23 protein-coding genes are annotated in these 23697 nt (G+C 65.0%); 10 read left to right on the top strand and 13 right to left on the bottom strand.

The genetic code is table 11. The features are described 5' to 3' along the window. Positions 1-500 precede the first annotated feature (500 nt). The 4 genes from QQK95_RS13270 to QQK95_RS13255 all read left to right on the top strand — a co-directional run bounded on the left by QQK95_RS13270 (position 501) and on the right by QQK95_RS13255 (position 3070). Positions 501-1250: a DUF899 domain-containing protein gene (locus QQK95_RS13270; protein WP_284273005.1), complete on the top strand. Its 750-nt coding sequence runs from the start codon at positions 501-503 to the stop codon at positions 1248-1250. A 92-nt stretch (positions 1251-1342) separates the two neighbouring features. Further along, entirely contained in the window at positions 1343-1621 is a 279-nt protein-coding gene (locus QQK95_RS13265) for a hypothetical protein (RefSeq protein WP_284273003.1), read from the top strand. Positions 1622-1673: 52 nt separating this feature from the next. Further along, positions 1674-2678, top strand: coding sequence for a zinc-dependent alcohol dehydrogenase family protein (locus QQK95_RS13260; protein ID WP_284273001.1), 1005 nt, complete (start codon positions 1674-1676; stop codon positions 2676-2678). Between the two features lie 119 nt (positions 2679-2797). Then, on the top strand, positions 2798-3070 hold the full coding sequence (locus QQK95_RS13255) for a hypothetical protein (RefSeq protein WP_199641784.1): 273 nt from the start codon (positions 2798-2800) through the stop codon (positions 3068-3070). Between the two features lie 98 nt (positions 3071-3168). On the opposite strand, the gene QQK95_RS13250 is transcribed toward QQK95_RS13255, so the two are convergent. The 5 genes from QQK95_RS13250 to QQK95_RS13230 form a co-directional block, all read right to left on the bottom strand. Beyond that, positions 3169-4320, bottom strand: a complete 1152-nt coding sequence (locus QQK95_RS13250; protein ID WP_284272997.1) for a substrate-binding domain-containing protein — start codon at positions 4318-4320, stop codon at positions 3169-3171. 75 nt (positions 4321-4395) lie between these two features. After that, positions 4396-5382, bottom strand: coding sequence for an ABC transporter permease (locus QQK95_RS13245; protein WP_284272995.1), 987 nt, complete (start codon positions 5380-5382; stop codon positions 4396-4398). Further along, a complete protein-coding gene (locus QQK95_RS13240) occupies positions 5379-6950 on the bottom strand; it encodes a sugar ABC transporter ATP-binding protein (RefSeq protein ID WP_284272993.1) in 1572 nt (523 codons plus the stop codon). The genes QQK95_RS13245 and QQK95_RS13240 overlap by 4 nt, the downstream gene beginning before the upstream one ends. Positions 6951-7382: 432 nt before the next feature. Continuing rightward, positions 7383-8114 carry a DeoR/GlpR family DNA-binding transcription regulator gene (locus QQK95_RS13235; RefSeq protein WP_284272991.1) on the bottom strand — a complete coding sequence of 244 codons (732 nt, stop codon included), beginning with the start codon at positions 8112-8114 and terminating at the stop codon, positions 7383-7385. Between the two features lie 149 nt (positions 8115-8263). Further along, a complete protein-coding gene (locus QQK95_RS13230) occupies positions 8264-8887 on the bottom strand; it encodes a TetR/AcrR family transcriptional regulator (RefSeq protein WP_284272989.1) in 624 nt (207 codons plus the stop codon). Positions 8888-9132: 245 nt separating this feature from the next. On the opposite strand from QQK95_RS13230, the gene QQK95_RS13225 reads away from it, so the two are divergent. From QQK95_RS13225 to QQK95_RS13215, 3 genes are read left to right on the top strand one after another with little or no spacing between them, the layout of a single operon-like run. Further along, entirely contained in the window at positions 9133-9606 is a 474-nt protein-coding gene (locus QQK95_RS13225) for a (2Fe-2S)-binding protein (RefSeq protein ID WP_284272986.1), read from the top strand. Next, positions 9603-10586, top strand: coding sequence for an FAD binding domain-containing protein (locus tag QQK95_RS13220; RefSeq protein WP_284272984.1), 984 nt, complete (start codon positions 9603-9605; stop codon positions 10584-10586). The genes QQK95_RS13225 and QQK95_RS13220 overlap by 4 nt, the downstream gene beginning before the upstream one ends. After that, positions 10583-12877 carry a xanthine dehydrogenase family protein molybdopterin-binding subunit gene (locus tag QQK95_RS13215; protein WP_284272982.1) on the top strand — a complete coding sequence of 765 codons (2295 nt, stop codon included), beginning with the start codon at positions 10583-10585 and terminating at the stop codon, positions 12875-12877. The genes QQK95_RS13220 and QQK95_RS13215 overlap by 4 nt, the downstream gene beginning before the upstream one ends. A 58-nt stretch (positions 12878-12935) precedes the next feature. Here QQK95_RS13215 and QQK95_RS13210 read toward each other — a convergent pair whose 3' ends face one another. Beyond that, the gene (locus QQK95_RS13210) at positions 12936-13946 is read right to left on the bottom strand and encodes a zinc-dependent alcohol dehydrogenase family protein (protein ID WP_284272980.1); all 1011 of its coding nucleotides are present in this window, start codon (positions 13944-13946) and stop codon (positions 12936-12938) included. Positions 13947-14043: 97 nt separating this feature from the next. On the opposite strand from QQK95_RS13210, the gene QQK95_RS13205 reads away from it, so the two are divergent. After that, positions 14044-14973 carry a LysR family transcriptional regulator gene (locus tag QQK95_RS13205; RefSeq protein WP_284272978.1) on the top strand — a complete coding sequence of 310 codons (930 nt, stop codon included), beginning with the start codon at positions 14044-14046 and terminating at the stop codon, positions 14971-14973. Positions 14974-15024: 51 nt separating this feature from the next. On the opposite strand, the gene QQK95_RS13200 is transcribed toward QQK95_RS13205, so the two are convergent. The 4 genes from QQK95_RS13200 to QQK95_RS13185 form a co-directional block, all read right to left on the bottom strand. After that, the gene (locus QQK95_RS13200; protein ID WP_284272976.1) at positions 15025-15780 is read right to left on the bottom strand and encodes a slipin family protein; all 756 of its coding nucleotides are present in this window, start codon (positions 15778-15780) and stop codon (positions 15025-15027) included. Then, a complete protein-coding gene (locus QQK95_RS13195) occupies positions 15777-17180 on the bottom strand; it encodes an NfeD family protein (RefSeq protein ID WP_284272974.1) in 1404 nt (467 codons plus the stop codon). The genes QQK95_RS13200 and QQK95_RS13195 overlap by 4 nt, the downstream gene beginning before the upstream one ends. A 148-nt stretch (positions 17181-17328) precedes the next feature. After that, entirely contained in the window at positions 17329-18033 is a 705-nt protein-coding gene (locus tag QQK95_RS13190; RefSeq protein WP_284272973.1) for an outer membrane protein, read from the bottom strand. Between the two features lie 239 nt (positions 18034-18272). Then, a complete protein-coding gene (locus QQK95_RS13185; RefSeq protein ID WP_284272971.1) occupies positions 18273-19418 on the bottom strand; it encodes a helix-turn-helix transcriptional regulator in 1146 nt (381 codons plus the stop codon). A 307-nt stretch (positions 19419-19725) separates the two neighbouring features. Between QQK95_RS13185 and QQK95_RS13180 the strand changes: the two genes are divergently transcribed. Both QQK95_RS13180 and QQK95_RS13175 read left to right on the top strand, forming a co-directional pair. Then, a complete protein-coding gene (locus tag QQK95_RS13180; RefSeq protein WP_284272969.1) occupies positions 19726-20655 on the top strand; it encodes an AraC family transcriptional regulator in 930 nt (309 codons plus the stop codon). A gap of 6 nt (positions 20656-20661) precedes the next feature. Beyond that, on the top strand, positions 20662-21042 hold the full coding sequence (locus QQK95_RS13175; RefSeq protein WP_284272967.1) for an autotransporter outer membrane beta-barrel domain-containing protein: 381 nt from the start codon (positions 20662-20664) through the stop codon (positions 21040-21042). Positions 21043-21101: 59 nt separating this feature from the next. Here the strand turns inward: QQK95_RS13175 and QQK95_RS13170 are convergent, their stop codons facing one another. The 3 genes from QQK95_RS13170 to QQK95_RS13160 form a co-directional block, all read right to left on the bottom strand. Continuing rightward, on the bottom strand, positions 21102-21983 hold the full coding sequence (locus tag QQK95_RS13170; protein WP_284272965.1) for an EamA family transporter: 882 nt from the start codon (positions 21981-21983) through the stop codon (positions 21102-21104). 136 nt (positions 21984-22119) lie between these two features. Continuing rightward, positions 22120-22806 carry an aspartyl/asparaginyl beta-hydroxylase domain-containing protein gene (locus QQK95_RS13165; protein ID WP_284272963.1) on the bottom strand — a complete coding sequence of 229 codons (687 nt, stop codon included), beginning with the start codon at positions 22804-22806 and terminating at the stop codon, positions 22120-22122. A gap of 58 nt (positions 22807-22864) precedes the next feature. Beyond that, positions 22865-22987 (bottom strand): hypothetical protein, encoded by a 123-nt coding sequence (locus QQK95_RS13160; RefSeq protein ID WP_284272961.1) that lies wholly within the window; start codon positions 22985-22987, stop codon positions 22865-22867. Positions 22988-23697: the final 710 nt, after the last annotated feature.

Genomic DNA, 23697 nt, shown 5'->3' with positions numbered 1-23697 from the left:
GACGCGGCGATGCCGGGCAGCGCCAGCGCCGGCGCGTCCTCGCGCAGGGCGACGCGGTCGAGCGCGCCAAGCGGATCGCCCGCCGCCAGGGCAAGCGCCGCCGCGGTGATCAGCGAATCCATTCAAATCCCGTCACACTTGTAACTCCCACCGCGGCACGTTTGCGCCCTAACTTAAATCACCACCGCCGGTCAGCAAGCGGCAGCGGCCCGATGGCGACCTGGCCATGTGGCTGAGGCCGCCATCGGCACCAATTCCGGCACTCGGTAGCCTGAGCATCTCAGGTATTAATAGTAAGCATCTCATTAGGGATAGTTGAAAATGCCTGCAACCGACAATCTCGAACACACCGCACGGCCCCGCCACCCCTGCTGCGCCGGGCCGGACGATTCAAATCCCGTCGCGAATGTAACTCACCTCACCCAGCCTCATCGCCCTAGCCTGGATCCCGACGCGATCACAGGCCGCGACGGCACCATGACTGACAAAGGAGAAGACCAATGACCAAGCACATGACGATGAAGACCCCGCCGATCGTCTCACGGCAGGAATGGGACGCCGCCCGCGAAAAGATGCTGGTGAAGGAGAAGGCGACGCTGCGCGCCAAGGACGCGCTCGCCGCCGAACGCCGGCGCATGCCGTGGATGGAAGTGGACAAGGCCTATGTGTTCGAAGGCCCCAACGGCAAGGCAAGCCTGCTCGACCTGTTCGAAGGCCGCCGCCAGCTGATCGTCTACCGCGCCTTCTTCGAGCCGGGCGTCTATGGCTGGCCCGATCATGCCTGCCGCGGCTGCTCGCTTGGCGCCGATCAGGTCGGCCACCTCGCCCATCTCAACGCCCGCAACACCACGCTGGCCTACGCCTCGCGCGCGCCGCAGGCCGACATTGCGCGGCTGAAGGCGCGGATGGGCTGGGAGATGCCCTGGTATACGATCACCGACAGCTTCGACAAGGATTTCGGCGTCGACGAATGGCACGGCCACAACGTCTTCATCCACGACGGCGACCGCGTCTTCCGCACCTATTTCATCAACAGCCGCGGCGACGAGCAGATGGGCACGGTCTGGAGCTATCTCGACGCCACCCCGCTCGGCCGCCAGGAGATCTGGGAGGATTCGCCCGAAGGCTATCCCCAGACCCCGCTCTACAGCTGGTGGAACTGGCACGACAATTACGAAGCCGGGGCCGACAAGAAATGGGCCGAAGTGGCCGCCGCCGGCGAAGCCGCCTTCCGCGACAAGGGCGAGTAGCAGGGACCGGGCCGGAAAGCGTCTCCTCTCCCCCCTTGGCGGGGGAGAGGAACCAAGTCCTGATCAGTCGCAGCCATCCAGGGAAAAAGACCATGAGCGACATCCACACAAGCGCCGGCGGCACCGTCCATCAAAGCAGGGAAACGACCCACCTTGGCATCGCCGACTGGCTGTGCCTCGCGGCGGCACCCACCTTCGCCGTGATGGCGCTGCTGTCCTGCCTTCAAGCTGGCGACGCCGCCATGCTGTGCATGGGCGCCTCCCCGCTCACCGGCCCGTCTTTGACCGGAATGCCGGCCATGTATCTCCTGATGAGCGCCATTCATCTCGCTCCCTGGCTGCGGGTGATTTCCGGCCGCCAGATCCGATAGCGCCGGTTCGCCGCCGCCCGTATCCAGACATCCCCACACATCGGAGAAGACAATGAGGCTGGTCAGGCTGAGAGCGCCGGGTGGCTTGGAAAGGCTCGACCTGGTCGAGGAAGATCCGCCCCAGCCTGGGCCAGGCGACGTGATGGTCAGGATCCGCGCCTGCTCGCTGAACATGCGCGACGATTTCGCGGTGCAGGGCAAGACACCGCTGGCCGACGGCCGCGTGCCGCTGTCCGACGGTGCGGGTGAAGTGATCGCCGTTGGCAGCGGCGTCGACACGCTCAAGCCCGGCGACAGTGTGGTCAGTGTCTTCTATCCCTGGTGGCTGGATGGCGACATGACGCCCGCCACCAGGCGCGACATTCCGGGAGAAAGCTTCGACGGCTTCGCCAGCGAATATGTCTGCATGCCCGCGCAGGCCTTCACCAAGGCTCCGGCGGGCTATACGCATGCGCAAGCGGCGGCGCTGACCTGCACCGGCGTCACCGCCTGGCGAGGCCTGGTCGTATCCGGCAAGGTCAAGCCGGGAGACACGGTGCTGGTCCTCGGCACCGGCAGCGTGTCGCTGTTTGCGCTGCAATTCGCCAAGGCCGCCGGCGCCCGGGTCATCGCCACTTCTTCCGACGAGGAAAAGCTGGAGCGGCTAAGCCGCCTCGGCGCCGACGCCGTCATCAACTACAGGGCCGTGCCGGACTGGGGCCGCAAGGCCCGGGAGTTGACGGCAGGACGCGGCGTCGATCATGTGATCGAGGTCGGCGGCCCCGCCACGCTGGCGCAATCCATAACCGCGTGCCGGACAGGCGGCCACATCGCCCTGATCGGCGTGCTGACCGGCTTTGCTGCCGATATCTCGATCCCGGCCGTATTCTCGAACCAGATCCGCATCAGCGGCATTTCCATCGGCAGCCGTGCGGACCAGGAGGACATGATCCGAGCGATCGACGTCAACGGCATCAAGCCGATCATCGACCGCCGCTTCCCGCTGCGCGACATAGCCGCCGCCTTCACGCACTACGCAGCCCAGAAGCATTTCGGCAAGGTCTGCCTGGAGCTCTAGCGCTCCATCAGCAACAGCTAATTGACAGCCGATGGGAAACGGCGCTCACTGGCCCGTACAGGTGGATCGCAACATAGGCGGGCGATTTCGGCCGCCGGCGTCACCTCGGGGAGGATGCCATGCCAACAGTCATTGGCCATCACGACATCTCGAAAGACAGCAAGCACTGGCTCAGTTCACCCAAGCGCAAGGAGCTTTTCGGCTCGCTGGGGATCACCAACATCCGCACCTTCGTCGATCCGCAGAACCCGAAACGGGTGGCCGTGATGATGGACGTGCCGGATATGGATAAGATGGCCGCGCTGATGCAGAGCAAGGCGGCCGCCGATGCCATGGCGCACGATGGCGTGGTGCCGGAATCGCTGGTGATCCTGGTCGAGGCGAAGGCCTAGCCGCTTCTCCGATACAAGGTTTGGCACGATCTAGCCAGCGGCCCGCACGGGCCAGCCGCTCATGAGCGCGGGTTTTACCCGCGCCCATGCAAGCTACCTCAATTGCACTTCGGTTTGGCGCTGTTGCAGGCGTCGACGAGCTCGGCCGGCGGATCCTTGTGGAAGACGGTCTTGAAGGATTCCAGCACGTTGGACTGCACCACCGGCAGCGACTGCACGCCGACCCAGGCGGGCGTGGGTTGCCCGATCAGCGCCTTCATCATCGCCAGCGCCTCTGCCACGCCCTGGTCATAGGGACGCTGCGAACCGGTTGCCTTGAGCGGACCGCCCTTGGCGATCTCGATCGCCGACTGCAGGCCAAGATCGACCGTGGTGATTGGAATGTCGATGCCTTGCGCGCGCATCGACGACAGCGTGTCGAGCGCCGGCTGGTCCCACACCGCGTACAGGCCCTTCACATCGGGATTGCCGGTGAGGAAGTCGCCGGCGATCTGCGAGACCTTCGACGGGTCGGTGAAGTCCACCTGCTTCATGACGATGTCGGGCCGGTTCTTCTTCATCCACTCGCTGACGCCCTTGGTCCGCTCATTGGTGCTGAAATAATCGACGCCGAAATTGACCAGGCCGATCGTGCCGCCCTTCGGCATGCAGGACGCCAGGATCGTCGCAGCGATCTGGCCGTTGCCCTGGCTGTCGGCCGAGATCATCGAGGCAAAATCCTTGGGAGATGAGAGGCCAACCGGGATACTGTCCATGAACACCAGCTTGATGCCGGCCTCGCCCACCTTCTTGTAGGTCGGCGCCGTCGCGGTGAAGTCGACCGGGATGGAGATGATACCGTCGGGATGCTGCTGGATGGTGTTCTCGATATCGGCGATCTGCTTGTCGACCTGATATTCGGCCGAGGCCACGCCTGTGACGGTGACGCCATATTTGGCCAGCGTTTCGCTGATGCCTTGCACCTGCAATTGCGACCAGTCGAGGTTCACCGTCTGCATGGAAATGCCGACCTTGAACTTGCCCGCCTTGACCTTGGCGGCCTCTTCGTCGGTCAATTTCAGCTCGTCGGGCGAGGCTGCCTTTTCACCGTGGGGCCCCTGGCCGACAATGCCCTTGGGACCGAGCGTCGCCATGTCGACGCCGGTGACGCAAGTGTCGGGCGTCTGCGCCAAACTCAGGGATGTCGACAGCGCGAAAGCGCTGGCGGCGAGGCTCAATGTGCTGAACAGGATTCTTGCCGATTGTTTCATGACTTCCTCCGTTGATTTCTGACGTTCGTTTCGCCGTTTGGAGCCGGCGCTTTCTGCTGATGTCCGTGGCGCGCCTTACCTCCTCGTGAACGCGACCGCGGCGACGATGATTGCCCCCTTGATGACGAGTTGCAGCGACGAGCTGACGCCGAGCAGCACCAGCCCGTTGTTGAGCGTGCCGATGATCAGGCTGCCGAGCAGCGTGCCGAGCACGAAGCCGCGGCCGCCGAACAGGCTGCAGCCGCCGAGGATGACCGAGGCGATGACATCGAGCTCCATGCCTTGCACCACATCGGGCCGCGCCGCGTGCGAGCGCGCCGACAGGATCAGCGATGCCAGCCCGGCGAGCGTCCCGGTCAGCACGAAGGCCAGCGTCGTGACCTGCTTGATGTGGACGCCGGAATAGAGTGCCGCCGTCGGGTTGCCGCCCGCCGCGTAAACCCGCCGCCCATAGACGCTGTAGTGGAGCAGCAATATGCCGGCGATGGTGACGCCGAGCGTCCACAGGATCGGCGCCGGTATGCCGAGCACCGAGCCCTCGCCGAAAATCGCGAAATAATATTCGTTGGTGATGATGACCGGCTTGGTGTTGGTGACCATCAGCGCCAGGCCGCGCGCGCCGCTCAGGGTGCCCAATGTCACCAGGAAGGACGGGATTTCCAGACGCGTCGTCAAGACGCCGTTGAGCAGCCCGATCAGCGCCCCGGTGCCCAGCCCCGCCACGGCGCCGACGACCCAGTTGTTGGCGACGAATGCCATGGCCAGCGATGCGCTCATGCCCGAAAGCGCCAGCGTCGAGGCGACGGACAGGTCGATCTGCCTGGAGATGATGACGAACGTCATGCCCACCGCGATGATCGAGACCAGTGTCGTCTGGCGGCCGATGTTGAGGAAATTGTCGATCGACAGGAACCAGGGCGACGCCAGGCTGAAGACGATCAGCATGATGGCGAAGGCGACGTAGAGCATGTAGGGGCGCTCGCCCTGCAGCAGATACCGCAAGGCCGAGCGGCCGCCCGGTTGGCTGGCGGCGGCTTTTGCCGGGTTTTGTGTGTCGGTCATGCCGCGTGCTCTTCCGATGGCTGCGAAATCTGAATGAGGTGATGGAGGTCCTCGGCGCTGCCGAAGTCCGGCCGCATGGTCGTCCTGGTGATGCGGCCGTCGACGACGATCGAGATGCGGTCGCAGAGCTGCAGCAGTTCGGACAGATCGGACGACACAAGCAGCACCCCGCTGCCGGCCGCCGCCGCGGCACGAATGACGCCGTAAATCTCCTCGCGCGCACCGACATCGACACCGACCGTCGGCTCGTCGAGCAAAAGCACGCGCGGCCGCGGCTCGTTCCATTTGCCGAACACCACCTTCTGCTGGTTGCCGCCCGACAGGTTCTTCACCAGGGTCAACGCGCTTGGCGCCTTGACGGCCAGCCTGCGCATCGCGGCATTGGCATGTACGCTCGCCGGACCGCGCTGCAGCCAGCCGAGGCGCGAGAAATAGGGCAGCCGCGGCAAGGTCAGGTTGCGCTCGATCGAATGTTCGAGGACCAGGCCCTGGACGTGCCGGTCCTCCGGCACCAGCGCGATGCCCAGCCCGATCACCGCCGCCGGGTCTGTTGCCTTCAACGAGACGCCGTCCAGGCTGACCTCGCCCGACTGGGCGGGCCGCAGGCCGAAGATGGTCTGCAGGATTTCGGTGCGCCCGCTGCCGATCAGCCCGGCAAGGCCATGGATTTCGCCGGCGCGCAATTCGAGACTGGCCCCGTCGAGCCGGTCATTGCTGACGCCTTTCAATTCGAGCACGGGCTTTTCGGAGAAAACGACGGATGGCGTCATGCCTTGTCCAGATACCGCGCCATCTGCCTTCAGCACGGCGTGATCCTGCCCGACGATCGCGCCGACCAATTGCCGCATATTGGTTTGCGCCGTGACGAAGGTTCCGGCGTTCTGCCCGTCGCGGAAGACGGTGACCCGGTTCGAGATGCGGAACACCTCGTTGAGGCGGTGGGTGACGTAGATCACCCCGACGCCCCGCGCGGCGACCGCCCGGATCGCCTCGAACAGGATCTTCTCCTCATCATCGGTCAGCGCCGAGGTCGGCTCGTCCAAAATGAGCAGGCGAACGTCGCCCATCAGCGCCTTGGCGATCTCGGTCATCTGGCGATAGGCGAAGGGCAGCGAGCCGACCATGGCGCGGGCGTCGAGCGGAATGTTCTGCGATTTGAGAAAGGCTTCGGCTTGCGCCACCAGTTGGCGTTTTTTCAGGAAGCCAAGCCGCGTCTTCGGCTCTCGTCCCAACAGCAGATTGTCGGCGACCGACAGCGACTCGACCAGGCTCAGATCCTGGTAGACGACCGCCACGCCGGCATCGCGCGACCGGGCGGGCGAGGAAAACGAGACAGGCTTGCCGTCGATTTCGATCGAGCCGCCATCATGCACATGCACGCCGCTCAGGATCTTGATCAGCGTCGACTTGCCGGCGCCGTTCTCGCCGAGCAAGGCATGCACTTCACCGGAGCGAACTTCGAGACTGACACCGCGCAGCGCGTTGACGCCGCCAAACCGCTTCCTGACGCCCTCGACGCGCAGCAAGGGCGTCCCGGAAAATGGCGCAATCGAACCCTGTTCGATCATGACGCCCGCACTTCCTCCCGTTGACGCGTCCCCTACCCTGTCGAGCCTCTTTTGAGACTTCTCTTACTTTTTTTGTGACTTTTCCATCACGTTGGGGAAATGTCAAACGGAGTCAGGTTGGCAGCTATCAGCGCTGCACAGGAAATTTGGCCGAAGCTTCCCCAACTTCGTCATCCACGGGCGTAGCAGGAGCGAAGCTCCGTCGCCGAGACCCGAGGATCCATTCCGGGACGTTAAGGTTTTGCAACGGTTCAGAATTCTGCACCGCAGCGGCGCTCGAAGGTCGCGGCATGGATCCCTTGGGCTGCGGAGCAGCTCCAGGGGTCTGCGCCGCGTCGCTACGCTCCTTGCTCCGCCCATGGATGACGAAACGATGAACGTTTGTGCCAATCGTCGAACGCTAGCCATCCGTCAAACCATTGCGCCGAGGAATCAAAACGAATCCGAGGCAACCTCGCCATGCTCGGTGATCACCGCATCAAAGCCATCCATGACCGAGAAAAAAGCCCGCTTCAGCTTGCCGATCTTGCTCGAGTCGATGACCAGGTAATTCTCGCGCGCCAGGCTCATCACCTTCTGCTTCACCACCGCCTCGTGGAAATGCTCGCAAGTGGCGCCGCGCTTGGCGTCTACGCCGGCGGCCGACAGGAAGGCCGCGTTTATGCCGACGCTGTTCAAAATGTCGAAATCATGCGTGCCCGAGAAGGACGCCGACGCCGGATGGTAGACACCACCCAGCATGATGATCGTGACATTGGGTTTGCGGCTCAGGCGTTCCGCGACATTCATGGCGTAACATATTGCCGTTATTTGATAATTGTCGGGAATGAGATCGATCAGATGGATCAGCGTCGTGCCGCAGTCGATGAAGATCGTCTCGTCGGGCCGTATCTTGCGCACCGCGTGCACGCAGGCTTCGCGCTTGGCCGCCGCATGACTGTCGGCCGCGGTCGCCAGTTCGTAGGGAATATCGGCCTCGATCTCGGCCGCCGCCAATATGTGCCCGCCGAGATAGGCGATCTGCCCCTGGTTGGTGGCGATGTCACGCCGCACCGTCATCTCGGAAACGCCGAGCAGTGCGGCCGCTTCGCTGAGATGGATAACCCGCCGCTGCGACAGCAGATCGATAAGCCGTGCCGTCCTTTGCGCTTTGCGAGCCGTCATGCGTGGGCCTGTTGGTCACCTGAAATGTGAGGATTTTAACAACCGGTCGCATTCAGATGCAAGTGCGGCGCACGGGCCTAGCCTGCCATGGCTAACGCAGGCGCCTGTTTACAAGGTTTTTCCGTCGCTGGAACCGGTCGTGGAGATCGTCAGGCCTTGACGGATTTCCCCGCGCCGAACCGCAAGCCGTCCATCAACAGCTTGACCAGCCGGCGTGAGCGGTCGCGCCATTCCGGCGTATCCGGCGCGGAATAGATGCCGCCGAGCGCGTGCAGCACATCCGAGGCATCGACGTCGCCGCGGATGGTGCCGTCGGCCACCGCCGCCTCGACCAGTTGCCGCAAGGCTTGTGAGACCCGCCCCGACGTGTCGGAGAACAGCGTCGAATTGGTGGTGAGCAGGATGCGCAGGCTGGTCGCCAGGCCGCGCTTGGTGGCGATGTAGTCGACGAAGCGCCGCATCCATTCCTCCAGGGCGACATCGGACGGGTGTCTTGCCGCGAGCTCCCCGGCGGCGGCGCACAGCCCCTCCACCTCGCGGCGGTAGACCACCTCGACCAGATGCTCGCGCGTCGGGAAATGCCGGTAGAGCGTGCCGATGCCGACGCCGGCGCGGCGCGCGATCTCCTCCAGCGAGGCATCGATGCCGCGCTCGGCAAACACCGAAGCCGCCGCCTCGACCAGCCGGTCGCGGTTGCGCTGGGCATCCACGCGCAGCGGCTTTTCCTCCGCGGCGGTCTTCGTTTCGGCGATTGTGGACGGCTCGACGGCCAATTTTTTCTCCACCTTGTGTCAGGGGCTTGAACCCGGCCGGGTCAGCCCCCACGTAATAAACGGAGGCGCCTCCGCTTTTGTGGAGTGCCTTCATCATATAAGAAGGGGAACCGGTATGTCACGTCTTTCAAGGCCGCAAGCAACAGCTCCCCTGCCAGCGGGAGATTGACCAAGACGCCCTTGCCCTCCCCCGCCCCGACACCAGATCATTCCCCTCAGCGTCAAGCAACTGGAGCCAGACGCCCATGACAAAAATCCCCGTCCATCTCGATATCAACGGCCAGCATCACGAATTGCAGCTCGAGCCGCGCGTCACGCTGCTCGATGCCTTGCGCGAGCGGCTGGGCCTGACCGGCACCAAGAAGGGCTGCGACCATGGCCAGTGCGGCGCCTGCACCGTGCACATAGACGGCGAGCGCGTGCTGGCTTGCCTGACGCTCGCAGCACAAGCCGAGGGCCGCAGCATCACCACGATAGAGGGGCTTGCACGGGAGGGCGAACTGCATCCCGTGCAGGCTGCCTTCCTCGAACAGGACGCCTTCCAGTGCGGCTATTGTACGCCGGGCCAGATCATGTCGGCGGTGGCCTGCATCCGCGAGGGCCATGCCGGCTCTGATGAGGAAATCCGCGAATACATGGCCGGCAATCTCTGCCGCTGCGGCGCCTATCCGCACATCGTTGCCGCCGTCCGCCAGGCAGCCCAGGAGTTCGCATCATGAGGGATTTTTCTTACCTGCGCGCCACTTCCACTGACGCCGCACGCCAGGCAGCCGCCCTGCCCGGCGCCATGCTGCTCGCCGGCGGCACCACGCTGATCGACCTCGCCAAATGCGGCGTCGCCGAGCCCGACACGCTGGTCGACATCACCCATCTCAAGGGGCTCGACCGGATCGATGTCAGCGAACGCGGCGCCACCATCGGCGCGCTTGCCAAAATGGGTCATGTCGCCGACCATGCCGACATCAAGAGCCGCTTCCCCGCCATCTCCGAAGCGCTGTGGCAGGCGGCGTCGGCGCAGATCCGCAACATGGCGACCATCGGCGGCAATCTGATGCAGCGCACGCGCTGCCCCTATTTCCGCGATCCCGCGAACTTTTCCGCCTGCAACAAGCGTGTGCCGGGCAGCGGCTGTTCGGCGATCGGCGGCGTCACGAGAGGCCACGCCGTGCTTGGCACCAGCGACGCCTGCATCGCCATGTATCCAGGCGACCTCGCCACCGCTCTGGTGGCCTTCGACGCGACGGTTCATCTCGGCGATCGTCGCATCCTGGTCGACGACTTTTTCCTGCTGCCCGGCACCACGCCCGACAGGGAACACGCGATCGAGCCGGGCGAGGTGATCACCGCCATCGAAATCCCCGGCTCCGCCGCCGCCCGCCGCTCGACCTATCTGAAGATCCGCGACAGGCAATCCTATGAATTCGCGGCGGCAAGTGCTGCCGTCGGCATCGAATTCGAGGCTGACGGACGCACCATCCGTGACCTGCGCGTGGCGCTCGGCGGCGTCGCCACCAAACCGTGGCGGGCCCGGGCCGTGGAAGCGGCGCTGAAAGGCAAGGTGCTGGATCCGGAAACCGTCCGTGCCGCCAGCCTGCTCGCCGTCGAAGGTGCCGTCGACCATGGCGCCAACCATTACAAAATCGAGCTCGCGCCGCGCGTTGTCGCGCGCGCCATCCTCAAATTGGGAGAGACGGCATGACCGTTCACACAAGACATGGCGATGCTTTGGATGGCGCGCTGGCGCAAGCCCTCGGCGGCCGGCTGTCGCGCGTCGACGGCCCGGCCAAGATCACCGGTGCGGCGAAGTATGCCGTCGAGCAGCAGCTCGAAGGACTGGCCTACGCCGTGCTGGTCGAAAGCACGATCGCCTCGGGCAAGGTGCGCGCGATCGACACTGTGCAGGCAGAGGCAGCGCCGGGCGTGCTGCAGGTGCTGACGCCGGACACCATCATCAGCCTGAGGACCGCATCCGACTGGTTCGGCACGCCGCCGCCCGACAAGCCCTATTGTCCGCTGGCGCGCGACATCACCTTCTCCGGCCAGCACGTCGCGGCGGTTGTCGCCGAGACCTTCGAGCAGGCGGTCGCCGCAGCAGCCCTGGTCAAGGTCAGCTATGACGAGACGCCTTCCATCGTCGACCTCAGCGACGGCAAGGCCGGCGACGGCATTCCGATCGACGCCATGACCAAGGAATGGGGCGATGCGCCCGCCGCCTTCGCCGCCGCGCCGGTGCGCATCTGCGCCGCCTACAACACGCCGCGCGAATACCAGGCGCCTATGGAGCCGCATGGCCTGGTCGCGCGCTGGGAGGGCGATCATCTGACCGTGTGGGAGCCGAGCCAATGGCTCGACGGCATGGCCCGCACCTATGCCGAATGGTTCGAAGTGCCATTCGAGAATGTGCGGCTGGTCTCGCCCTACATTGGCGGCGGCTTCGGCTCCAAGGCGCTGGCGCTCAGCCATGGGGCGGTGGCGGCAAGTGCCGCCAAGATGCTGGGACGGCCGGTGAAGCTGGTGATGACGCGGCAGCAGACCTTTACCGGCTATGGCGGCCGCGCCGCGACGCGCCAGACGGTGACGATCGGCGCCGACCGCGACGGCATGATCCAGTCGATCGTGCACCGCGGCGTCAATGAAACCTCGATCGACGGCATGTGGGTCGAGCCGCTGGGCTCGGTCACCTCGATCATGTACGCGACGCCGAATTTCTCCTCGAGGCAGAATGTCGTGCGGGTCAATTCCGTGGTGCCGGGCGCCATGCGCGCGCCGGGCGAAAACCCTTCGGCCTTCGGCATCGAAAGCGCCATCGACGAGCTTGCCTACGTGGTCGGCATCGATCCGTTGGAAATCCGCCTGCGCAACTATGCCGAACAGGATCCGCACGCCAAAAAAGCCTGGTCGACCAGGCAGTTGCGCGAGGCTTTTGCGGCGGGTGCGGAGCGTTTCGGCTGGGCCAGGCGCTCGCCGGAACCGCGCTCGATGCGCGACGGCAACCAGTTGATCGGCTGGGGCGTCGCCGCCGGCACCTATCCGGTTCGGCGCGCCTATGGCGAGGCCGTCGTGCGCATCCTGGCCGACGGCTCGGTCGAGGTCGAAAGCTCCTCGATCGACATGGGCCAGGGCACCTACACCATCCTGGCGCAGACCGCCGCCGAGACGGTAGGCGTGCCGGCCGACGACGTGGTGGTGAAGCTCGGCGATTCCCGCTTTGCCCGCGCCGGCGTCAGCGGCGGCTCGCGGCTGGCCGGCGTGATGACGGGTGCGGTACACAAGGCCGCGACCTCGGCGCTCGACCAACTGGTGGGGCTCGCCATCAGCGATCCACGCTCGCCCTTCCACGCGCTGCAGGCCAACACTTTGGTCGTCGCCAAGGGCCGCATCGGCTCGCCGCGCGGCGATGGCCCCGATGTCTCGATCGCCGAACTGCTCAAGAGCGTCGGCCGCGACCGCATCGAGGCGACCGGCGACACCATGCCGGCCAATTCGACGGCCGAGGACCGCTACAAGAACTACACCACCATCGCCATGGCGTTGCCGCACACAGAGGGCGACTATTCGCGCTATTCCTGGTGCGCGCATTTCATCGAGGTGCGCGTCGACGAGGATTTCGGCACGGTGCGCGTCTCGCGCGTGGTGTCGGCGCTGGATTCCGGCCGGCTCTACAACCCGAAGCTCGCCGAAAGCCAGTGGAAGGGCGGCATCATCATGGGCATCGGCCAGGCGCTGCTGGAAGAAGGCATCATGGATCGCCGCCACGGCCGCATCGTCAACAACAACCTCGCCGATTATCTGGTGCCGACCAATGCCGACATCCCGGACATCGAGGTGATCTCGGTCGGCATCCCGGACCCGCACTCCTCGGCGCTCGGCGGCAAGGGCGTGGGTGAACTGGGCATCGTCGGTGTCGCGCCTGCGATTGCCAATGCGGTGTTCCACGCGACGGGGAAGAGGGTGCGCGATTTGCCGATCACGCTGGAGAAGCTGATCTGAGGGTGGAGCGCGTAATCTCCCTTTGCGCTGGAGATTACGCGCTCGTTCACTTTCGCGCCTACCACTCCAACCCGAACGCCAGCTTGCCGAAGTGCAGGCCGCCGGCGGCCATGTGGGCGTAGGCTTCGGCCGCGTCACCGGGTGAAAACACCTTGTCGACGACGGGCTCGATCCCGGCCGCGCCGATGGCGCGGGCGGCGTCGCGCAGGTCGGACACCGACCCGGTGTTGTTGCCGATCACCTTCAGCGCCTTGATGATGATCGGCAGCAGGTTGACCGTGGCCTCGGCGCCAGTGACGAAACCGATGGTGAACAGCGTGCCGCCGGGCGCGGTGGCGTTGATGGCGCGGGCGAAGGTGGCGGTGCCGCCGGTCTCGACGACGAGGTCGGCGCCGAGGCCGCCGGTCAGTTCCAGCACCTTGCCGTCCCAGTCCGGTGTCCCCCGGTAGTTGATGAGATGATCGGCGCCCAGCGCCTTCGCCCGCTCCAGCTTCTCGTCCGACGACGAGGTGATGATGACGGTGGCGCCGGCTGCTTTCGCCAGCTGCAGGGTGAAGATCGAGACCCCGCCGGTGCCGAGCAGCACGACCACCGAGCCCGGCCCGACATTGGCGGTGCGCAGCGCGTTCCACGCCGTGGTGCCGGCGATCGGCAATGTCGACGCCGCTTCGTAGGAAAGATGCGCCGGGACCGGCACGATCGAATTGGCCGGCAGCGCGACATATTCGGCCAGCGAACCCGGCAGCGCGATGCCGCGCATCTGCGTCATCTCGTAGGGCCGCGGCCGGCCGCCGATCCAGCGCGGCTTGGCATGGGCGACGACGCGATCGCCCGTGCTGAAATTCGTAACGCCCTCGCCCAGCGCGACGATCTCGCCGGCGCCGTCGGCGACGGGGATGAGCGGAAAGGTCGGCCCGGGATAGTTGCCGCTGGCGACCGCGACATCGACGAAATTGAGGCTTGCCGCACGCTGGCGGATCAGCACCTCGCCGCGCTGCGGTTCGGGGGTGGCGACGGTGGCGGCGCGGAAGGCGTCGAGCCTGGGTTGGCTCAGTTCGATGGCTTTCATGGTTTTCACTCCGGTGGGACGATTGATGGTTGAGCGAACCTATCTGCTGCGCTATTTCTGGATAATCGATCCATTTTGCATTTGAGTAATGCTAGATATGCAGCAATCCCACGAACCGGCGGCCCTTGCCGAAATGGCGGCCTTCGCGGCCATCGCCGAGGCGCGCTCCTTCACCAGGGCAGCAGTGCGTGTCGGGCGCGACGCGACCATCCTGTCGCGGCGCCTGCAATCGCTGGAGGAGCGGCTGGGGGTCAGGCTGCTCTCCCGCACGACACGCAGCGTGTCGTTGACCGAAGCGGGTGCCGAATTCCTGGTGCGCGTGCGCGCCATCCTCGCCTCCGTCGACGAAGCCGAGGCCGCCGCGTCGGCGCATGCCGGCGGCGGCCCGCGCGGCCTGCTCAGGCTGGCGCTGCCCGGCACGTTCGGGCGCATGTGGATCGGACCGCTGCTGCCGCAATTCCTTGCCGAATTTCCCGATATCCGCATCGAGGCCGAATTCTCCAACCGCTTCGCCGATCTGGTCGCCGAGAATTTCGACGTCGCCGTACGGCTCGGCGCGCTGGAGGATTCGCGCCTGGTGGCGCGCAAGGTGGCGACGCGGCGCCGGCTGCTTTGCGCCGCCCCCGCCTATCTTGCCCGCAGAGGCAGGCCGCGGACGCCGCAGGAGCTGCTCGAACATTCCTGCCTGGGCTTCAGCGGCTTCCAGACCTTTCCGGCCTGGGAGATGACCAACCGCGAGGGCCGGCGCGCGCGCGTCGAGGTTTCCGGGCCGTTGGTCAGCGACGATGCCGAGGTGCTGGTCGAGGCCGCCGTGCAGGGCCTCGGCCTGATGATGAGCACCGACTGGCTGATCGGCCGCGAGCTCGCCGACGGACGACTGGTGCCCGTCCTGGAGGAGTGGACGCTGGCCGACGAAGGCGCGGTCTACGTCGTCGTGCCCTCAGCCAAGGGACAAGCAGCCAAGACCCGCGCCTTCGCCGACTGGATCAGCAAGCGATTTTCGCCGGAGCCGCCCTGGCGGGTGTGAAGGGCGAAGCTGCCGATCTCCCCCTTGTGGTGGAGACTACGCGCTCCCCCCTCACTTCCCCTGTTTCATGAACTGGCTGAGCAGATCCACCGGCAGCGGGAACACCACCGTCGACGAGCGCTCGCCGGCAATGTCGTGCAAAGCCTCGAAGTAGCGCAGTTGCATGGCCTGCGGTTCGGCAGCCAGCATGCGGCCCGCCTCGACCAGTTTCGCCGCCGCCTGCTGCTCGCCATCGGCATTGATCACCTTGGCGCGCCGCAGCCGCTCGGCTTCGGCCTGCTTGGCGATGGCGCGGATCATGCTCTCGTTCAGGTCGACATGCTTGATCTCGACATTGGACACCTTGATGCCCCAGGCGTCGGTGCGCTGGTCGAGGATCTCCTGGATGTCGCTGTTGAGCTTGTCGCGCTCGGCCAGCATCTCGTCGAGCTCGTGCTTGCCGAGCACCGAGCGCAGCGTGGTCTGCGCCAGCTGGTTGGTGGCGGCCATGTAGTCCTCGACCTGGATGATCGCGCGCTCGGCGTCGACGATGCGGAAATACAGCACCGCGTTGACCTTCACCGAGACGTTGTCGCGCGAAATCACGTCCTGCGGCGGCACATCCTGCACCACCACCCGCAGATCGACCTTCACCATCTGCTGCACGAAGGGGACGAGGATGATGAGACCCGGACCCTTGACCCCGGTGAAGCGGCCGAGCGTGAAGACCACGCCGCGCTGGTATTCCCTGAGGATACGCACGGCCGCGGACAGGAACATGATCACGACCAGCGCAACGACCAGATAGGCCACATAACCAACCATCATTGTCTTGCTCCATTCCTTGCCGCATCGCGCCGCCGCACGGTCAGCACCAGGTCGCTGATGTCGGTGACCTCGACGCTGTCGCCGGCCGCGATCGGTTCGTCGGCCCTTGCCCGCCAGCGCTCGCCCAGCGCCAGCACATGGCCCTCACCGCCCTGCCAGTCGAGGATTTCGACCGGCAGGCCGCGCATCGCCTCGCCACCGACGCGCGGCGGGTTCTTGCGCGCCGCCCAGACATAGGTGCCGGTCAGCAGCGCCAGCCCAAGCGTCAGCGCGGCGGCGGGACCGATGACGGCCCAGGACATGGCAAAGCCCGGCCCCTCTACCCTCAGCAGCATTGCGGCGCCGAACAGGAAGGCGGCCACGCCGCTCACGCCGAGCACGACGGTGGGATTGATGGCCTCGATGATGAGGAAGGCGATGCCGAGCAGCATCAGCGCAAGGCCGGTATAGTTGATCGGCAGGAGGTTGAGCGCATAGAGGCCGAGCACCAGGCAGATGGTGCCGATGACGCCGGGCGCGACCGCGCCGGGACTGGTGAACTCGAAGACGATGCCATAGACGCCGACCAGCATCAGGATGACCGCGATGTTCGGATCGGTGATGACCGAGAGAAGCCGGATGAACCAGCCGGGCTCCAACGTCTCGACCGGCAGCCCCTTGGTCGCCAGCACTTGCTTTTTGCCGGCCACATCGACGGTGCGCCCATCGGCCAGTTGCAACAGCTCGGTGGTGTCGTGGGCGACGAAGTCGATGACATGTTCCTGCAGCGCCGCATTGGCCGACAGGCTTGCCGCCTCGCGCACCGCCTTCTCGCCCCAGTCGCCATTGCGCCCGCGCAGTTCGGCGAGCGAGCGGATCAGGGCGACCGCGTCATTGGTCACCTTGGCCATCATCGCGTCGCCCGCGGGCCGCCCGTCCTGGCCTTTCTGATCGCCCTGGCCCTTCTGGTCGCCCTGGTCTTTCTGATCACCCTTGTCGCCGCCCGGCAGCGACGGCAGCCCGCCGATCTCGACCGGTGTGGCCGCGCCGAGATTGGTGCCGGGCGCCATCGCCGCGACATGGGTAGCGTAGAGGATATAGGTGCCGGCGCTCGCCGCATGGCCGCCCGCCGGCGCGACATAGCCGATGACGGGCACCGGCGAAGCCAGGATGTCGGCGATCATCTCGCGCATCGAGGTGACCAGCCCGCCGGGCGTATCGAGTTGCAGGATGAGGACTGCGACGTCCCGCTTGGCGGCGACATCGAGCGCCTCCTCGAGTTGCCTGGTGCTCGCCGGCCCGATGGCGCCGTCAATGGCGACGCTCAGCGCAACCTTCTCGCTCCCAGCCGACGAGAAGGGAGAAAATGCAGCCACGGCGACAAAAGCCATGGCAAGAAGGGCCACCCGCGCGAAGGACACGCTCAAAGCTCCATGGACTCAATATGGGTGGCGCCCCGGCGAAGTCCAATGGAGAGTTGATGCCCGTCGATTGGCGAAAGCCGATGTGACGGCGAATCGCGTTTCCCCGCGCGGCAAGGGCGCGCGCGGGGATGTTCAGCCTGGCGGATCAGAACTTGTAGCTGAGGCCGACCCGGATATCGTGCGTCTTGAGATCGACATGCGTTTCCGTGGGCAGACCGGCCGCTACCGAGAGGTCCTTGCTGCCGAAGTCGGAGTAGCGGTATTCGGCCCGCGCGATCCATCTGTCGGTAAAGGCATGCTCGATGCCGGCGCCAACGGTCCAGCCCACATGGGTCTCGTCATGCAATGGTATCTCAATGGCGCCGCTGCCGCCGATCGCAGTCACTTCATACTTCGCCGCGGCCACGCCGGCAGCGATGTAGGGCAGAGTCCGATCGAAAGCGTAGCCCGCTCGCAGCCGCGCCGCACCCGACCACTTGAGTTCGCTCTTGAGCAATGTGCTGAAACCACCGCCACCTGCATCGAGGGGCGTCAGCGAGTCGACATTGCTGTAGGCGATGTCGGCCTCGGCGCCGAGCACGAAACGGTTCTCCATCTGGTAGTTGGCGCCGATATGAATACCGCCAATAAAACCGTCTGGATCGAGGGGAAGATTAAGGTCCGTGGTCCCGCCGATGCCGCCGCCAGCGATGAAGAGATTGGACTTTCCGGCTACATAACCGACGTTGACACCGGCATAGAGACCGGACCAGTCATAGCCGGAAACGGGCGAAACCTCGTTGATGTCAGCCGCGCATGCCATGCCGATCGGCGCGAGGAAGAAGGCCGTAGCGAGTAGGATCGTTTTCATAGTTTGTCTGCCGCCCCAGGGGTTGTGGTCCCCGCCGCGAAAATGCTCCGCGGCGATCGAGCCCCCGGTGTTGCATTGTCCGCCGGTCACGTCTTGGGCTGGGCCGCACTGGACTTGTCCTGAAACGCGCCACTGCACTTTCCGGATCGCTGTGGCCGATCGGCCGCAGTCGATCGGCGCGTCAGGAAACTGCTAACCCCTCCGCGAGGCGGAGACCGGCGGCCTCGGCCGGGTCCGCACTATGATCCGGGAGTTGCGACGGGCGTGCCGATATCCGAAAGGAGTTTGACCAGATCGGCCTGGCGGCGTGTGCCGGTCTTGGCGAAGATGCGGTTGAGGTGGGTCTTCAGCGTGTTTTCGCCGATGCCGAGCGACAAGGCGCTTCTGGACGCCGACAATCCGCTGCCGATGCGCAGCAGAACCCGCGCCTCCGCCGGCGTGAGGTCGAACAGCGTGGTCAGAACGGCCTCGGGCAGTGGCGAAGAGGACGTCGTGGTCGAGACGAAGACGGCGGCACAGGCGGGCCGGAAAGCCGCGCGCGCCGTGCCTTCGCTCAACGGCAGCACATAGGCGACGGCGGGCGGCTGACCCGGGGCCGAAATGGGCAGGCCGATGCCGCGTGCCCCAAGCGAGCCATCCGCGTCCGCGGCGCCGGCGATCGCTTCCAGCAGGGCACGGGCAACCGCCGGATTCTCCGTTTGCAGCACGCCGTTCCTGGAAAGAATGGGACCATGTCCCGAGAGCATCAGACCGGCGGCTCCATTGGCATGGAGGATCGCGCCGTTGGCACCGGTCAGAACGACCGGCACGGCGAGATGGTCGAGCGCCGAGCGATAAAGATTGGCGGCGACACGGGCCTGGTCGAGCAGGTCGCCGATCAGCGACGCACGGCGCAGATGCGGCGACAGCATTGCCAGGAAACGCTGCTCCTCGGCCGAAATCACCTCCCTGCTTGCCCGCGTGGTGCAACCCATGAGCCCGATGCGGTCCGATGTATGAACGAATTTGGTGATGCAGCCTTCACGCAATCCCTGCGGTTTGGCCCAATTCTGAAAAAAGGCCGTCCGCTGGAGGTCGGCTTCGCTCATATGCGACAATGTCGCGACGGGCGTGTCGATATCGCCGACGACCGCGGCCTTCAGCCCGGGAATCGCGTCGAAGTCATAATCCTCCTGGAGCACGCGCATCCGCTCCGGATCCCACGGCGACTGGGCCGCGAAGCGACCATGATTGCCGGCGGTGCTGGCAAGCGCGATGGTGCTATAGGCCGCATCCATGGCTTCGGTGATGCGGATCATGACCCCGGTCCACCCGTCGGGATTCAGCACGCAGTCGTAGATATCGCCGACAATCGAAAAAAGGACTTCGCTGCTCAGCCTTCCCACCGTCTCTCCTACACCCCGGCATGCCCCCATGATGGATGGCGGGCAAAAGATGAAACCAGCAATTTTTGAGCGGCCCGGTCGGTGCAAGGACGCCGATCCTGCCTGGACGATTTTGCTGGCGTCATACTTTCGGGTGACGCCAAGCGTGACTGAGCTCGACTAAGGGTCCAACTCGATCCGTTGAACGCTTGGCGACCTATGTCGCTGGTTATTCCTGGAATGGAAAGCGCCGCGTTCGATTTTTTGAGAATGCGGGTTTAGCGGGGGCGCTTCCTTGTCACGAAAAACAGTATTTTCATCAGCTCAATTGCCCGAGCATCTTGGCGAACGCGACCGCTTTTCCCTCTGGCAGGATATTCATGTCGCCGAGATCTGGTCGGTCGAATACGGCATATCGGAAAAACTGCCGTTCCAGGCCGCGATCGAAGCCACCGCTGTCGGATCGCTCGTGCTTGGCCAGATGGCCGGGACGATCCGGCAGGCGACGCGGAAGGCGAGCAACATCGCCGATGACGGCAATGACGGCTATCTGCTGCTGATCAACAAGGCCGACACCGTGTTGAGCGGGGCGCAGGCCGGCCGCGAATACGGCGTCGGCCAGGGGGAAGCCGTCCTGGTCACCGCGGCGGAAGCGCTGAAAATGACCGGCGCCGACTGGAATGCGTGGACGAACGTGGTCGTGCCACGCGCGATCCTCACCCAGGCCTTCCCGCAGATCGACGACAGGCTGGCGCTGAAGATCGAAGTCGAAAACGAAGCGCTCGATTTCCTCAAACGCTATTGCCAATTGCTCGAGACCGGCCCTCCTCTCGCCTCGCCCGATCTCATAACCCATGCCACGGAAACGATCGTCGATCTGATCGGGCTGGTGACCGGCGCGAAGGGCGAGGCCGCCGAACTGGCCGGCCTGCGCGGCCTGCGGGCGGCGAGGCTGCAGGCAATCCTGGCCAGGATCACCGACAATTTCGCCAATCCCGGCATCTCCGCGCAAGGCGTCGCGAAAGAACTCGGCCTGTCGGCGCGCTACGTCCAGGATCTGCTCCAGGAGACAGGCATCAGCTTTTCCGAACGTGTTCTCGAACAGCGCTTGCAGGGAGCACGCAAGATGCTCTCGCAAAGGCATCATGACGCCCTGCGCGTCAGCGAAATCGCGCTGATAAACGGCTTCAGCGATGTGTCCTACTTCAACCGCTGTTTCCGCCGCCGCTTCGGCTACACGCCAACGAGCGTGAGATAGGTCCGGATGGTTCCGCTGCCGGACGGGCAGCGCGATTTTCCTGGCCTGGTGACCAGCGCCGGCACGAGCAGCAACGCCACCTTCACCACGCTCGGCCTGCGCGGCTCGACCGATTTCGCGCTTGGCGGCGTCAATGCCACCGCGCGCGGCATGCTCGGCTGGCGCCACGCTTTCGGCGACATCACGCCGACCTCCAGCTTCGCCTTCGTGGGCGGCGACGCTTTCACCATCGCCGGCGTGCCGATCTCTGGGGATGCGGCTGTCATCGAAGCCGGCAATCGACATGAAATGTCGCCCAATGCGACGCTCGGCCTGTCCTATTCCGGCCAGTTCGGCGGCGGCGCGGTCGACAATGGCGCCAAGGCCAACCTCAGCGTCAAGTTCTGACGACAACAGGCCGCCGGCTCGCGCCAAGATGAAGTCGCCATGCGGTCCTGGCGTCCACGCTATTCCGGCGAAGGCACCGGCGGCTTCGAGGTCAGTGCCGTGCCGGCGGCCGCGACGATGACGGCGGCGATGCCGGCCAGTTGCGGCGGGGTCAGGCTTTCGTGCAGGAACAGGAAGCCGGCCAGCGCGCCGAGCCCCGGCTCCAGGCAGGTCAGCGTGCCGTAGATGCGCGCCGGCATGCGGGTCAGCGCCACCATCTCCAGGAAGAACGGCAGCGCGCTGGAAAACAGGCCGACGAGCAGCGCGCTGACCAGGATCGACGGCGCCAGAAGCCCGGTTCCCGCCTGCGCCACGCCAAAGGGCAGCACCAGCACGGCGGCGATCGCCATGCCATAGGCGGTGGTGCGGGTGCCGAGCTCCGCCCCTGCCTTCTGCGCCAGCACGATATAGAGCGCCCAGAAGCCGCCGGCCGCCAATGCCAGCATCACCCCGGTCGGATCGAGCGGCTGCAAGGAGCGGATGAAAGGCGACAACAGGATGATGCCGGCCAGCGCAAGCGCGATCCAGGCAAAATCGCTGGCGCGCCTTGAGGTCAGCGTCGCCACCAGCAGCGGCCCGGAAAATTCGAGCGCCACGGCGACGCCGAGCGGGATCCTGGCAAGGGCTGCGTAGAACAAGAGGTTGAGCGCGCAGAGCGTCACCCCATAGGCGACCAGCCACGGCAAGGTGGCGCGCGACGGCCGCATCTGCCAGGGCCGCAGCACCGCGATCAGCATCAGCGCGCCGATTACCAGCCGCAGCGTCGTCGTGCCTTGCGCGCCGATCTGCGGGAACAGGGTCTTTGCGAAGGTGGCGCCGATCTGGATCGACACCATGGCCCCCATCAGCGCCGCGACGGGCAAGGGCGCCGCTTCGCGATTGGCAACCGGCATCGATGTCACTTCTGTTCCACCCTTCCCTGCCGGATGGCAAAAACCGGCCCGGCGGCAATGGGATAGGCCGAACCGGCCGACCTGTCGTGAGGCAGCACGGACGGCTTGATAGGGTCAAGGCAGATGTTGAGGCGCCCTCGCCGGCTCAGCCGCCGAACGACACGCCCCGGCGGCGCATGCCCGCCTGTACGCCGCGCACGATCACCCGGGACAGCATTTCCATGTCCCAGGGCATTCCCGGACGCCAGACATCCATGAGCAAGGCGATCCGGGTTTCATCGGCGTTGTTCATCACCTCGTGCGGGTAGGTGTCGTCCCACAGCATGCCTTCGCCGTCGGTGATCCGTTTCTCCTGATGGTCGATCATCATGATGGTTGCCGGGCGGCCGTCGGCCTGGCGCGGGATGACCAGGCCAAGGTGAAACCGCATGATGCCGCGGAAAGGTCCGCGATGGCTGGGTATGTGCTTGCGCGGCGCCAGGAAGGAGATCGCCGCCGATTTGACTTCCGGGCATTCGGCAAGCAAGCGGCTGAGAACCGGCATCCGCGCCAGGTTCTCCGGCACCGGCATGTCGTAGGCCTTGAGCACGAACATGCGCCAGTCGAGGCCGTCATTGGCCGAGATATCGGCCTGCTCGGGCATGATGTCGTGGAAACGCGGGACCTTGCCCAGATGCACGCCAAGCGCTTCATCGCGGATGTCGCGCCAGGCGCCGGTGAATTTCGCGGCGTTCGGAAATTCCGTGGCGCTATCGAGGATCGCCGGCGCGTCTATCCGCCTTTCATAGACACGCCGGATCACATCGGATGCAAGATCGTAGGTGCGCGACATCGCATGGCCTCCGTCGCATCATAAACGGACGGCCCCCGATTTTGGTTACACATTTCGTTCACGACGCCGTGCACAGTCCCGCCGGCCGTGGCGCCATCACCAGCAGCCCTGCCGTCGGTGCATGAAAGATCGACCATTGTACGGAGGCCGAGGCCTGCGCCAGGAATTGCAGTTCCCTCATTCCCTGAAGGCCGCCATCGCAAATGCCGGCCTCCATGACAGGCGCAACCGGTCACCGGGCCGCCTGGCCCTGGCCCGGTCTTACCATCCCAGCCGCCGCCGAGCGCCTTGTCGAGGGCTGGCGCAGACGGTGGTGTTTGGGGCGGTGTGAGCCCTCGGCGGGCCACGGCTTTCTTGCCGCGTGAAAGGCCTTTCCACAACCCGCGGCTTGGCCGAATGCCTGCCTTTGAGGGAGCAAGCCGTGTGGTCGGCCGACGAAAAAGGGCAAACTATGCTGCATCGCAAAAGCCAATGATTCCAGTTCATTCCCCGGACAAATCCGAATGAACCCAAATAGCTAAAATGTAGATTATCGAATTTCGAGATCTTTTTAACGAAAATTCGGACACTTCCTGTCTCCTGAAGCAGAAATGCCTCCGATCAACCAAGGCGAGTAGACTGACACAACTCGAACCAAAAGGTTGAAGTGCTATGGGAAATCGCCAGAACCCGAAAAAATGGCGGCTTTTTGCCGATTTTTGGCCCCGCTCACATAAGTATTTCAGCTCGCTAAATTTTTTGTGTTGCGCTGCACAATGCCGTGACCGAACCATCCGACGGGGGACTCGCTTGCGACTGGACATACGCCGTGAAGGATTCCGCCGGGTTGACCGACTTGAGCCGTCCGTCCGTCGATTGCGAGATCGACCCAGGCAGGCTCGCACAGCGCGG

The sequence above is a fragment of the Mesorhizobium huakuii genome (assembly GCF_030160235.1).
In the GTDB taxonomy this organism is placed as follows: Bacteria; Pseudomonadota; Alphaproteobacteria; order Rhizobiales; family Rhizobiaceae; genus Mesorhizobium; species Mesorhizobium huakuii.
This window is presented reverse-complemented; position numbering and strand designations above follow the sequence as displayed.